General features: G+C 45.1%; 15 protein-coding genes. 2 read left to right on the top strand and 13 right to left on the bottom strand.

All coding sequences use genetic code 11. The features are described from left to right. Positions 1 to 156: 156 nt before the first annotated feature. From tfpZ to H8K26_RS04170, 13 genes are all read right to left on the bottom strand, one after another. On the bottom strand, positions 157 to 972 hold the full coding sequence (gene tfpZ / locus H8K26_RS04230; protein ID WP_190477514.1) for a TfpX/TfpZ family type IV pilin accessory protein: 816 nt from the start codon (positions 970 to 972) through the stop codon (positions 157 to 159). A 147-nt stretch (positions 973 to 1,119) separates the two neighbouring features. Further along, the gene (locus H8K26_RS04225; RefSeq protein ID WP_190477512.1) at positions 1,120 to 1,566 is read right to left on the bottom strand and encodes a pilin; all 447 of its coding nucleotides are present in this window, start codon (positions 1,564 to 1,566) and stop codon (positions 1,120 to 1,122) included. 80 nt (positions 1,567 to 1,646) lie between these two features. Beyond that, positions 1,647 to 2,108 carry a pilin gene (locus H8K26_RS04220; protein ID WP_317889240.1) on the bottom strand — a complete coding sequence of 154 codons (462 nt, stop codon included), beginning with the start codon at positions 2,106 to 2,108 and terminating at the stop codon, positions 1,647 to 1,649. Between the two features lie 69 nt (positions 2,109 to 2,177). Then, positions 2,178 to 2,639: a pilin gene (locus H8K26_RS04215; protein WP_317889239.1), complete on the bottom strand. Its 462-nt coding sequence runs from the start codon at positions 2,637 to 2,639 to the stop codon at positions 2,178 to 2,180. A 203-nt stretch (positions 2,640 to 2,842) separates the two neighbouring features. Beyond that, positions 2,843 to 3,442, bottom strand: coding sequence for an FHA domain-containing protein (locus H8K26_RS04210; RefSeq protein WP_190477510.1), 600 nt, complete (start codon positions 3,440 to 3,442; stop codon positions 2,843 to 2,845). 31 nt (positions 3,443 to 3,473) lie between these two features. After that, positions 3,474 to 4,280 carry a Stp1/IreP family PP2C-type Ser/Thr phosphatase gene (locus H8K26_RS04205; protein WP_190477508.1) on the bottom strand — a complete coding sequence of 269 codons (807 nt, stop codon included), beginning with the start codon at positions 4,278 to 4,280 and terminating at the stop codon, positions 3,474 to 3,476. Positions 4,281 to 4,469: 189 nt separating this feature from the next. Continuing rightward, on the bottom strand, positions 4,470 to 5,351 hold the full coding sequence (gene sucD, locus H8K26_RS04200; RefSeq protein WP_110255493.1) for a succinate--CoA ligase subunit alpha: 882 nt from the start codon (positions 5,349 to 5,351) through the stop codon (positions 4,470 to 4,472). Positions 5,352 to 5,369: 18 nt separating this feature from the next. Then, positions 5,370 to 6,551 carry an ADP-forming succinate--CoA ligase subunit beta gene (gene sucC, locus H8K26_RS04195; protein WP_263398846.1) on the bottom strand — a complete coding sequence of 394 codons (1,182 nt, stop codon included), beginning with the start codon at positions 6,549 to 6,551 and terminating at the stop codon, positions 5,370 to 5,372. Between the two features lie 30 nt (positions 6,552 to 6,581). Then, complete coding sequence (locus H8K26_RS04190) at positions 6,582 to 7,166, bottom strand: DUF2889 domain-containing protein (RefSeq protein ID WP_390365860.1); 585 nt, start codon at positions 7,164 to 7,166, stop codon at positions 6,582 to 6,584. A gap of 175 nt (positions 7,167 to 7,341) precedes the next feature. Then, entirely contained in the window at positions 7,342 to 7,794 is a 453-nt protein-coding gene (gene recX, locus H8K26_RS04185) for a recombination regulator RecX (protein WP_263398842.1), read from the bottom strand. An 83-nt stretch (positions 7,795 to 7,877) separates the two neighbouring features. Beyond that, positions 7,878 to 8,924, bottom strand: coding sequence for a recombinase RecA (gene recA / locus H8K26_RS04180; RefSeq protein ID WP_190477504.1), 1,047 nt, complete (start codon positions 8,922 to 8,924; stop codon positions 7,878 to 7,880). Between the two features lie 158 nt (positions 8,925 to 9,082). Further along, positions 9,083 to 10,711, bottom strand: coding sequence for a methyl-accepting chemotaxis protein (locus H8K26_RS04175; RefSeq protein ID WP_190477502.1), 1,629 nt, complete (start codon positions 10,709 to 10,711; stop codon positions 9,083 to 9,085). Positions 10,712 to 11,239: 528 nt separating this feature from the next. Beyond that, on the bottom strand, positions 11,240 to 11,710 hold the full coding sequence (locus H8K26_RS04170) for a cache domain-containing protein (RefSeq protein WP_186896501.1): 471 nt from the start codon (positions 11,708 to 11,710) through the stop codon (positions 11,240 to 11,242). A 316-nt stretch (positions 11,711 to 12,026) separates the two neighbouring features. Here H8K26_RS04170 and H8K26_RS04165 point away from each other — a divergent pair, with 316 nt between their 5' ends. Continuing rightward, positions 12,027 to 12,593: a nucleotidyltransferase family protein gene (locus H8K26_RS04165; RefSeq protein ID WP_190477501.1), complete on the top strand. Its 567-nt coding sequence runs from the start codon at positions 12,027 to 12,029 to the stop codon at positions 12,591 to 12,593. Between the two features lie 172 nt (positions 12,594 to 12,765). After that, positions 12,766 to 13,341 (top strand): TMEM175 family protein, encoded by a 576-nt coding sequence (locus tag H8K26_RS04160; RefSeq protein WP_190477499.1) that lies wholly within the window; start codon positions 12,766 to 12,768, stop codon positions 13,339 to 13,341. Positions 13,342 to 13,382: the final 41 nt, after the last annotated feature.

The following is a 13,382-nucleotide window of genomic DNA, read 5'->3' as shown; positions in this document are numbered from 1 at the left end:
TTTTATTTGACATTAGCTTACGTGGAAATAAGTTCCTGTTCCATCCAGACATGAAGCCATCACCACGTGAAGAACATCATCATTTAACAAAACCGATCTATGAAAAAAACGCTTCTGTTTAGAATGAAAAATTGAATACTTCTCAAACGTTGAGGATCAGAAAAATCCGTCCTTCTGGACAAAAAACAAAGGCTTAGCTGTGTTGGCATCAATAACTACAATCCAGTCTGAGTCTCGGCTTAATACTGGTAAAAACTTCACGTTGGCGACAGCGTAACCAACATTGTTCAGTTGATGCTCTATCTCAACTTTACTTTCCGGATACTTCTTAATCAGCAACTCAATCGGTCTGGCTATCTTCAACACCTTCGCCTGAGAATCGGCATAAGCTTGCCAAAAAGACGGTCTGGCACCAATGTCATAGCCAGAAAAAGCACGAAAAGCAGCATCTGATTTTTCGACAGCGTCCTTATAATCCCGAACGCCCAGTAAAATCGGCCCTGTCAGCGACAAGTTACGCATGTCTTCCCGTGCCAATGGCAGCTCATTTGTATCGACATCGTTAGCTGTCACGATACGAAACTGAGAACCCTCAAAAACCATCGCAACCGGTCGGGCGACATAGACTATGTGCGCCCCGTAGATCAAGCCAGAAATTTGTAAAATACCAATCACCGCGATATCACGCAACAACTCTGATTTTTTCTTCTTTTGGTTGAATGCGACAAATGTCAGCAGCGGGCCAAGTACGATATCAACGGATATCACCAGCCATATCAACTGAATTCCTTTGCAAATGTCAACATATTGGCCTGGATACCACAAAAACAGAATGGTGCCCGCAACGACACTGGCAATGATCGCAGATGCCACCAAATGCATTCCTGACGCACGCAAACGAAAAAAAAGTCCGGACATAATCAAGCTGCCAATAAAAAAAGCATTCTGTAGGAATGCCTTAAGTTGAAACATGAAGAAAAATGATTGGTGACTATCGTGTCACAACAACAGCTATTTCTTTGTCCTGAATTCTAAACTAATCCAACTTGTTTTGGAGTGATACGTACTGACAAAAAGTTATTTTCAAATATGAAAAGACTCGGCACAGTCTGCAAAGACTTATTTACATGCCTGAGGGCGCCACTTCAGATCGATGTCAGTACCCGCACCTGTGCTGCAATCCCAGATTTTTCCACCGTCAGGCGTTTTAAATACCACTTTCTTAGTTTCCGCCTGACCATAAGTCATCACCGAGGTGATACTGCCTTCAGGATAAGTTCCTTGCACAGTACTATCAATTTTTGAATATTTACCCACCAGAGCAACATTAATTTGCGTTGCCGTAGGCGAAGTATCGACTAAACCCGGCCATTCCTTATTTTCATAACCATAAACGGCAAGTGGTCCCTTCACGCCCGCAAGCAACTCCACCGCTTCAGACACTTGTGCACGAGTGGTGTAATCGAGGTATGAGGGTAATGCTATTGCGGCCAAAATACCAATGATGGCTACCACTATCATTAACTCTATCAGAGTAAATCCTCTTTGAAACAGTTTTTTATACATGGCAATCTCTCGGCAAGGAACGACTCAAAAAAAAAGGTGCCGAAAACCAGCACCCTTTTTTACACAGCAAGAGGTATAAATTACTTACATGCTTGTGGCAACCACTTGATATCAACTGTAGTAATTGTATTCGCGGCGGTGCAGTCCCAAGTTTGACCACCATCGGCCGTAGCCATTCCGACGACCTTTGTATTTGCCTGACCTGCTTTCATCGTCGCTTTAATAGAACCTACAGGGAACGCTCCTGTAACTGCATTAGCGACATTCGAATATTTACCAGTCAATGTTGCAGCAACATCAGTAGCCAATGTTGGCGTTGCAGTCAAAGTTGGCCATGCTTTATTTTCGTAACCGTATGCAGCAATAGGTCCTTTCAAACCGCCAAGCAATTCAACCGCTTCAGACACCTGTGCGCGTGTTGTGTAATCATTGTACGCAGGCAATGCCACTGCAGCCAAAATACCGATAATCGCGACAACGATCATCAATTCAATCAAAGTAAAACCTTGTTGTACTTTTCCAACCAATTTCATAGATTTCATGTTAACTCTCCAGGTAATGATTCAAAAAAAACGCTTCTAAAGGAGCATTACCTCAGAAGCGCATTTAAATTATTTACATGCTTGTGGCAACCACTTGATATCAACTGTAGTAATTGTATTCGCGGCGGTGCAGTCCCAAGTTTGACCACCATCGGCCGTAGCCATTCCGACGACCTTTGTATTTGCCTGACCTGCTTTCATCGTCGCTTTAATAGAACCTACAGGGAACGCTCCTGTAACTGCATTAGCGACATTCGAGTATTTACCAGTCAATGTTGCAGCAACATCAGTAGCTAATGTTGGCGTTGGAGTCAAAGTTGGCCATGCTTTATTTTCGTAACCGTATGCAGAAATAGGGGCTTTCAAACCGCCAAGTAATTCAACCGCTTCAGAAACCTGAGCACGTGTTGTGTAATCGTTGTAGGCAGGCAACGCCACTGCAGCCAGAATACCGATAATCGCGACAACGATCATCAATTCAATCAAAGTAAAACCTTGTTGTACTTTTTTAACCAATTTCATAGATTTCATATAGTTCTCCGGATAACAATTAAAAAGGATGACCCTGCTCACCTTACAGCAAACTGTGTGCCAGCTATTTAATATTAAGCTGCTAGAGTAAATTGACGTTAACATTGAAGATGAACATAAAAAAAATGACACCCTACGTCAATCAATGACATTTTTTGTCAGCAATTTACATTCGAAGTCGGAAATATTTATGGTATTGGCAACTAATTGCTGAATTGCATGTGAGTACCGCTGATATCAATCACGTCGCCATGCTGTAATGTATGCGGCTGATCTGAAAGCAGTTGCCCATTCACTTTCGGAAATTCTTTACCTTCCACATGGCGGACAATATATTTGTCCGTTTGCTTTGCAATTGCAATAACCTGCGTTCCGGGACTACCCACTGTCGTCACTGCTTTTGTCAATGCCAGTTCTTTACCTGCATTCGCGCCATTGATCACTTTTATTTTCGCCGGAGCCTGTGCCATCACTGACGCCGAAGCAACTGAGGAAACTGCTGTGACCTGCGCACTCTTCTCTACCTGAAAGCGTAATTTGTACTTACCGATATCAATGACATCGTCGTGCTGGAGTAAATGCTTTTTGACTGGCTGATTGTTGACCAACGTGCCATTGGTACTACCTAAATCGAGAACGAAAGAACCGTTTGACGTGGTATCGATCGCCGCGTGTTGACCACTGACAGTCAGGTGGTCAATGACTATATCGTTCCCAATGCGCCGACCTATCGTAATACGGGACTTGTTAATACTAACTTCTTGCTGCACCAATCCATTAAAGGTGACGATTATTTTCGCCATAAATCATCTCTCACTCATTCAATTTAAAAAATTACCGAAATAGCAATTTCTCCACCCACGACGGACCTGATACCGCCTTTAATTTAAACAAAACAACAGAAGTGTTATCAAAACCCCCTGCCTCATTTGCGCAATCAATTAATGCCCTGCAACACGCCTGTAAATTACCTTCGTACTGCCGCAATATGTCCTGTATCTGATCGTCAGCAAGCAAGTCAGTCAATCCGTCAGAACAGAGCATATACACATCGGTCTCATCTGCCTGATGCACACTCAGGTCTACCTCAATATTCTCCTGGGTTCCTACCGCACGCGTAATCAAATTTTTGATCGTTGAAAACCGTGCCTGCGATTCTGAAATTAAACCTGCATTGATTTGCTCCTGGAGCACGGAATGATCTTCCGTCATTCTTACAAGCGCATGATTACGATAGCGATATGCCCTGGAATCGCCTACATGTGCAAATAAAATTTTATCTTGAGTACAACATGCTACAACCACTGTTGTTCCCATACCAAAACATTCCGGATTTTCCTGCGAAGTCTGCACGACCTGACGATTTGCTAAATGAATGGCATCTGAGATCCAGCGCGACAAATGAATCGATTGGAAACCCAATTTTGTATACCAAGCTGAATCCAGTTTTGCGCAGAGATAATCAGCAACAATCTTTGCCGTCATCGCACTGGCAACTTCTCCTGCTTTGTATCCTCCCATGCCATCCGCAAGCACAACACAGCCGTAATCAGCACAGACAACGATCGCATCTTCGTTATGTTTCCTGACTCGTCCGATATCAGACAGTGCAGCAAATTCTAGTACATACTGATGTGACATCGATAAATAGCGCTCATTGATTACAGGCTCGGGCAGAAAACCAAGGAAGTTTAGTTTATTTAATATTGCCTATCGTTGCTAGCTTAACATTAAGGTATTGAGTTTGCACTTCATATACTCAAAAGCAAAGTGTGAGTACGAAAAAAAACCGCGAAAATCGCGGTTTTTTTATTTTGAATAAAAAGAAAATTACAGCATTGCTTTCAACAAACGCGCCATTTCAGATGGATTCTTCGTTGCTTTAATGCCGCACTCTTCCATAATGTCCAATTTTGCTTGCGCAGTATCGGCACCACCGGAAATCAACGCACCCGCATGACCCATGCGTTTGCCTGGAGGCGCAGTCACACCAGCGATGAAACCAACCACTGGTTTCTTCATGTTGTCGCGTACCCAGTAAGATGCATTCGCTTCATCTGGACCGCCGATTTCGCCAATCATAATCACAGCGTCAGTATCTGGATCATCATTGAACATCTTCATGATGTCGATATGTTTCAAACCGTTGATAGGATCGCCACCGATACCAACTGCAGAAGACTGACCCAGACCCAGTGCTGTCAATTGACCAACAGCTTCGTATGTCAAAGTACCTGAACGGGAAACCACGCCGATACGGCCTTTACGGTGAATATGGCCTGGCATAATACCAATCTTGATTTCGTCTGGTGTGATCAGACCTGGGCAGTTAGGGCCGAGCAATTTTGTTTTGCTGCCAGCTTTAGCCATGCGGTCTTTCAACATCATCATGTCGCGGACAGGAATACCTTCAGTGATGCAAATAGCCAAATCGAGATCCGCTTCTACAGCTTCCCAGATCGCAGCTGCTGCACCTGCTGGTGGAACATAGATCACAGAAACAGTTGCACCTGTTGCTGCCTTCGCTTCGGAAACATTCGCGAAAATTGGAATGCCTTCGAAATCTTCACCAGCTTTCTTAGGATTGACGCCTGCCACGAAACAGTTTTTACCGTTTGCGTAATCGCGGCACATACGTGTATGGAACTGGCCAGTTTTACCAGTGATACCTTGGGTAATAACTTTAGTGTCTTTATTAATCAGGATGGACATAGTGATTCCTTGCGATAATTAAGCTTGAGCAGCAGCGGCAACAACCTTCTGCGCTGCCTCTTCCATCGTGTCTGCAGAAATGATAGGCAGACCAGAGTCAGCCAACATCTTCTTACCGATATCTTCGTTTGTACCTTTCATGCGTACAACCAAAGGCACTTGCAATGACACTGCTTTAGACGCGGTAATCACGCCTTCTGCAATCACGTCACAACGCATAATGCCGCCGAAGATGTTGACCAGGATCGCTTTCAGACCTGGATTTTTCAACATGATCTTGAAGGCTTCAGTGACTTTTTCTGCTGTCGCGCCACCACCTACGTCGAGGAAGTTAGCTGGCTCACCGCCGAACAATTTGATGGTATCCATTGTTGCCATCGCCAAACCTGCACCGTTGACCAAGCAACCGATATTGCCGTCGAGGGAAATATAAGCCAAGTCAAATTTAGACGCTTCGATTTCCGCTGGATCTTCTTCATCCAGATCGCGGTAAGCAACGATTTCAGGTTGGCGGAACAAAGAGTTCGCGTCAAAGTTAAATTTCGCATCGAGTGCAATTACTTTGCCTGAACCAGTCAAGATCAGCGGATTGATTTCAGCTAAAGAACAATCTGTTTCCATGAAGGCTTTAAACAAACCTTGCAATTGAACGCGCGCATCAGCGATAGAACCTTCTGGCACCCCGATTTTGCGGGAGATATCATCAGCTTCTGCGTCTTGTAAGCCAGCACTTGGATCGATCGCGATAGAGTGAATCAACTCTGGATGTTTCTCTGCAACTTCTTCGATGTCCATGCCACCTTCAGACGATGCCATCAATACAACGCGTTGGCTGATACGGTCAGTCACCATACTGACGTACAGTTCTTTCGCGATATCGGCACCCTCTTCGATCAACAAGCGACGAACTTTTTGACCTTCAGGGCCGGTCTGATGTGTCACCAGTTGCATACCCATGATCGCATCAGCGTATTCACGCACTTGCTCCAGAGATTTTGCGACTTTCACGCCACCACCTTTACCGCGGCCACCCGCGTGGATTTGCGCCTTGACTACCCAGACTGGCCCGCCCAGAGTTTCAGCCGCTTTAACGGCTTCATCAACAGACATGCATGGGATACCGCGTGGTACGGTCACTCCGAATTTACGGAGGATTTCTTTACCCTGATACTCATGAATTTTCATACGACTTCCCTTCAGACACTGAGGTATAAATAATTAAAAAACAAACTAGCTGGGTGATTTTGCGTTAGGCACTGATTTCGCCCAACGCGGGTAATACTGAACGACAGCCGGACCATCCAGACGCAAAGCGTGGCAACGGTCAAGCTGAAACGGTTGTTGAGATTCAGTTGAGCTACTGGCGCCATCGCGAGTGTCAATAACATCGCCGGCAAAAGCCTGGATCGCAGCGGTTGGAAGTACTAAAGCAAGTTCCGTTAAATGAGAGCAACCATTAACACCTGACATGCGCTCTTTGACTCCCTGACGAAATTGCTGCATCAGATTGAGTCCAATAAGCTTTTTATAGTCAGCTTCTATGACTTCACAATAACCAGGATAAGGAACTGCCACTGACAGCGCCTGCGCATCGACAATGGTCAATTGCAGGTCAATCGTTACACGTAATTGAAGATCGTGCAAAGCCACACCCTCCGGTCGGACGCCGGACGCAAGCGTAATATCACGGGTCTTATGATCAGTGATACGCGCGTCAAGATCCCATAATCCATCGTCCCGGGCGAACGCGGATATGCTGATCGCACGCGTATGCTTCAACGTGCGTTGTATATTGGGAGTAGATAAGGGCATCATGCCTTTTAAGCGGCTTACTTTAAATTAGCCACAATTGCGTGTCGCTACCGCAGCTTCTACGGTAGCAGCCGCTCCTGCGGCGCTGCAAAAAACCTGCGGATTCTAGCACAGCTAATTAAGCAACTCGTATCTCGCCTCATTTTTTTTTGCATGACGAAACCGAGATTTACTTTTGCTAATCATTGGCTGAACGTTCCGTCTTCAGGGCAAGTTGTATGGACTTCCCGGAAAAACCTCTTTGTTGTAAAAACCTACTTTGCTTGAGGCGTTCAATTTGATTCAAAGGCGGACGGGGAAATTTGCGGAGCAATACATCAACTGCTCTGGATGTCTCGGACTCTGCTAATTCGGATTTAATCCGGTCTATTTCTATGGCATCTACGTTGTGACTTTGCAACTCCGCCAGAATACGATGATTCCCAAAGCGCCCCGAACGTCTGTTGACCAACGAATCTGAAAATCTTTCTGTAGATAGAAAATTATTTTCTTCAAGCCAGTCAAGAATGGCATCGACATCATCCCCATCTTCTGCGTGTGAAGATAGTTTTCTGAATAATTCGGCGCGACTGTGCTCACGCATAGATAAATACCTGAGTGCCCTGCCTTTAAGACTTAATTTTTGTTTCATCACGATTAAAAAAGCCGATAAACCCATTAACAGAGGGCTTATCGGCTGTTGTTCTATCCTGAATCGATTACCGGTAAGTATCGTTAAACTGCTGCGTCAGAGCTGATCGCAGGCAACAAAGGTACACCAAGATGTTCACGTACCTTATTTTCGATCTCATGCGCAAGCTGCGGACGCTCTTTCAGGAAATTACGAGCGTTATCTTTACCTTGACCAATGCGCTCGCCATTGTAGCTGTACCACGCACCGGCTTTTTCAATGATTTTAGCATCCGCACCCAAATCAAGAATTTCTCCTTCACGAGACGTTCCTTCTCCATACAAAATATCAAAATGTGCTTCTTTGAATGGTGGCGCAACCTTATTTTTGACAACTTTGACTTTAGTTTCATTACCGATCACTTCATCGCCAGCCTTAATAGAACCGGTACGGCGGATATCCAGCCTTACAGAAGCGTAAAACTTCAAGGCATTGCCACCAGTCGTCGTTTCCGGGCTGCCAAACATAACGCCAATTTTCATACGAATCTGATTAATGAAAATCACCAGCGTATTCGTCCGTTTAATACTACCGGTAAGCTTACGTAAAGCTTGGGACATTAAACGAGCCTGCAAGCCTGGCAAAGAATCGCCCATGTCGCCTTCGATTTCAGCACGTGGTGTCAATGCTGCGACCGAGTCAATTACGACCAGATCGACACTCCCAGAACGAACCAGCGCATCCGTGATTTCCAGCGCTTGCTCACCTGTGTCCGGCTGAGAAATCAGCAGATCATTTAAATTCACGCCCAGTTTCTGAGCGTAACCTACGTCTAATGCATGCTCAGCATCAATAAATGCACAAGTACCGCCAATCTTTTGCATCTCAGCGATCGCTTGCAGAGTCAAAGTGGTTTTACCTGAAGATTCCGGGCCATAAATTTCAACCACACGCCCGCGTGGCAAGCCACCAACACCTAAGGCAATATCCAGACCGAGCGAACCAGTGGAAACAACCTGCACTTCTTCCACCACCGCACCATCGGCCATACGCATGACCGATCCCTTACCAAATTGCTTCTCGATTTGCGCCAATGCTGCGGCGAGTGCCTTGCTCTTCTCTGAGCTGTTTTCAGGTTTCTTATCGTCCATACATTCTTTCATTCAATAAGCAGCGGGTGGAAAGTCAAACCGCAATTAATATTAACTGCGTTTGACAGTACTGTATAAAAAAACAGTGATTTATGCAAGCGGGATTTTTATTTTATGTACATATCATTGACCAGCACCGACACCCGCTGCCCAATATGTCATTGCCCGCTCAAATATGTGGTGTGCGGATGCGTGCCGGTAGCGGCATTTTTTGCAACTCTTTTCATGGCTTGCTGATGATCTCCCTGATTTAGCCGGAAGACGCTGACTACGTTGGACAAATTCGCGGCCTGTTCTTGTAAGCTTTGCGCTGCAGCTGCGGCCTGCTCTACAAGTGCGGCATTTTGTTGCGTCGTGTTGTCCATTTGAATGATGGCTTGATTCACTTGCTGAATACCTGCCGATTGTTCTTTGCTGGCGTTGTTGATTTCACTCATGATGCCGGTAACATGCTTAACGCGATCGACAATTTCTGTCATCGTTGCTCCGGCCTGATCAACCAGCTTCGTTCCCTGATTCACTTTATCAACCGAGTCATCTATCAGTTGTTTGATTTCCTTCGCCGCGCTAGCGGAACGCTGCGCCAGATTACGGACTTCCGACGCTACTACAGCAAATCCACGCCCTTGCTCACCCGCCCGCGCAGCCTCCACAGCCGCATTGAGTGCAAGGATATTCGTTTGAAAAGCAATGCCATCAATGACCGCAATAATATCGACGATTTTTTTCGATGATGTGCTGATATCGCCCATCGTGCCAACGACTTGCGAGACAACCGTACCGCCCTGAATCGCTGCATCTGCCGCTGCATGTACGAGTTGATTTGCGTCATGTGCGTTCTGAGAATTCTGCTGCATCGTGCTGGTCAGCTCCTCCATTGAAGACGCGGTCTCCTCAAGTGATCCCGCCTGGGATTCTGTTCTGGAGGACAGATCCATATTCCCGCTGGCAATTTCGGTAGAAGCAGTGACGATGGTATCCGTGCTATCTCGAACCTCGGCCACAATTTTCCGCAAACCTTCGTTCATATCTTTTAATGCCATCACCAACTGACCTGTCTCATCGCTGGAATCAATACGAATATCACTCGTCAGATCACCATCCGCCACGCGGCGTGCAAGCACTACTGCTGAATTTAATGGCCGGGTGATACCTATGGTCAGATACCATGCACAAAAACTACCTATCAGCAAAAACAGAACGATCAGAGTCGTAATAAGGATGCGGCTGCTGGCCGCAATGGCATCGACTTCCTTACTGAGATGATCCACCTCTTCCTTCTGAAAATTAAGATAATCGAGTAAGGCTTTTTGAAAGGCGTCAGACATTGGTATGAATTTTTCAAACAGTTTATTCATCTCCTCAGTCTGGCCTTCTTTTTTGGCCTTTAAAATCTGGTCTCTGGTGCTGACGTAGGACTTACGTACAACAACGATGTTTTCCAGAAGTTGTTTTTCGTCAGGCGTATCGACGTTACTTTCCAGGTATTTTTGAATTTCATTATTTCGTGTGGTTGACGTCTTAACGTCCGCAGAAAAAAAATCGCCTAATGATTCATCGGAACTTTTAACAACCGCCAAAGTACGCTTTAAGCCCGCAACGGTAACCCTGTACCACTCCTCTGTTAGACGCTCTTTTTTTAAAGGCTCCTGCATCATCGCCCTCGTACTACTCGCCACCTCGTTCAGTCGCCAAAGACCTATGCATGAAGATATTGTTGCCAATAAAAGTACTATCCCAAAACCAAAACCGAGTCGCGTACCGATAGGCAGATCTTTAATTTTCATCTTATCCTCACAAGTTAACTGAGCAGAGCGAAACTGGTTACAAAAGCTGACGACTGAGCGGATCACAACGGCAACAGGCATACTGTCATGCTCATATTACGCCTTGATATCACTATAAAAAACTAATACGTGCAAACATCAAACAAACGTCTATTCTTCCTGTGTATTTTTACGACAAGCCATACGAAACAATGTCACTTTTATTTCATACAACTAGCGTAACGAATAACGAGAAGTGAAAACTCACTCCATTGGGAAAATTCAAATTAACAATGAAGCTGTGTGAGGAAGTTCAGTTTCAGACTCAGAATGAAATGCAAGGCTGTCAGTACCTAGCAACAGAAACAGCGCAGACTATCCGGAAGCGTTTCTGTTCCCTAAAGTAGCTAAACAATTTGGAAGCATTGAAAAGAATTTGATGCATCAGACTGGCCGCGTTGATGCATCGCAAAAGTGACGGCCAATCTGATAAGAAATGAGGTACAAGCGCAGTATTATGAATTACAAAAAAAAGAGGAGCCCTCAAAATTATTTATAAATTCCACAGGCAAAGTACACGTCATCGACGCGCTCAACATAAGTACTTTTTTGTTCCAATGCTTTGGTCACAGGATTTGGCCATCTGTAATCAACCCAGCCCTTACCTTCTTTACTGGCGGCGACATCATTGATTTTTTTAACAAAGAAAACACCATCGCCATCACGCAATTCTCCCAGCGGCTTACCTAATAATTTAGGATTACCGCCATGCGCCAACGTCACGCCACCTGGTTTCACCGAGCCTGCAAAAACATAAAGATCTTTGTAGATGAACTGTCCCTTAGGATCGTTCACCGCAGCATAGGTTTTTTCCGGACCATTGGCTTTATAAAAAGCGATGACTTTTTTGATCATCTCAGTTGCTTCCTGAGCAGTTGCGCGATCTGCAGCAACAGCCGCTCCGTGTGCAAGCAATGACAGGGAACAGGCGAAAAGAATACTTTTAAAAAATTGTCTCATGTTGACTCCGTTATATGTTTTTTTAAGTTTATGTGCTCAGACACGCCTGCTATGCAGCAATATGAATACTGCTGAAACACCAGAAAATACCACAGCAGATACCGATCTGCTTTACAAAGTGTTCTGTCACGCAAAAAACAATAACAGATTTCTTTATGGCAATGTGAGTGAAATACTGATGGCACGATTAAAATTCATTTGCTCTCTTTAACTTTGGGCTGAACACAACAAAGAGCAAGGCAAGACAAGTAAAACTTCGACAAATTCCCTTTACTATCCGCCATTGGCATTACCGACAGTTAATAGCATCAGCAATATGAATCTCAATACAAAAATAAACGACTGGATCAAGGCCGATCCAATTCGTTGGCAAGCACTAGAAATTGCTGCTGCGCTAGAGCTGAAAGACTGGTGTCTGGCGGCTGGCTTCGTGCGCAACTTAGTCTGGGATAAACTGCATCATTATCCGCAACCAACGCCTTTATCAGACATTGACCTGATTTACTTTGATCCATCGGATATCTCTCCCGAACGAGATGTGTTTTTTGAGACGTCATTACGCTCACGATCTGCACTGAACTGGTCAGTTAAAAATCAAGCCAGAATGCACTTACGGAATAATGATCATCCCTATCTGAATACTCTCGACGCGATGTCGTACTGGGTAGAAATTGAAACCGCAGTCGGTATTCAGTTAAGCGTTACAGGCGAATTGCTGATACTTGCGCCATTCGGACTGAACGGACTGAGTCAACTGACAATCACACTAAACGATAAGCGTCCGAAGCCTGCAGATTTTTACGCCAGAATCACCGAAAAAAGATGGCTGGAAACATGGCCGCAGTTAAAGCTTGTCAACAACAGTTTGCTGACAGATATATAGATGCTTTCAGCGTATCGATACAAGAAGCTCCCGATAGTGAATCGCCACAGTGGAACGATAATGTCGCGTTTGCAGTAAGATAAGTCAGCGTCGGCCTGATCAGGCGTGAAACGGTTCATCCGAACTGGCGTTTCATTCAAAACGAATACTTGTTTTTTTATCTGGAGAACCCGTGGGGAAAAATCGCCTGGAAGCATTCAGTGACGGCGTTATCGCCGTCATTATCACCATCATGGTATTGGAAATGAAAGCACCGCATGGCGAGAGCTTTGCTGCACTGATTCCCGTTATTCCTATATTCCTGAATTACGTACTGAGTTTTATTTACGTCGCGATTTATTGGAACAATCATCATCATTTAATGCATGTGACACAGAAAGTGACTGGCGGCGTCCTTTGGGCAAATTTGCACTTGCTATTCTGGTTGTCATTATTCCCCTTCGCTACTGCGTGGATGGGCGAAAATCATTTCGCCAGTGACCCCACCGCAATATATGGCGTGGTGTTATTTATGGCCGCAGTTGCCTATTTCATTCTTGAGCAAGTGATTATTGCCGACGAAGGTTCGGCATCACCTTTAAAAAAAGTACTGGGTCGCGACCGCAAAGGAAAAGCCTCAGTGATTCTGTATGCGACCGGTATTGCAGCGTCATTCTGGGTACACTGGATTGCGCAAGGAATATACGTATTGGTGGCATTGATGTGGCTCATTCCTGATCGCCGTATAGAACGCGCCAGCAATCACTGAGTTGAAAAATCTGAATCCGAGCATAGTCTGGAGAAACGCCA

This window comes from Cognatundibacterium aquatile, from assembly GCF_014699135.1.
GTDB classification, from domain to species: domain Bacteria; phylum Pseudomonadota; class Gammaproteobacteria; order Burkholderiales; family Burkholderiaceae_D; genus Undibacterium; species Undibacterium aquatile.
The sequence above is the reverse complement of the archived record's forward strand: the minus strand, read 5'-3'. Positions and strand labels throughout refer to the sequence as shown.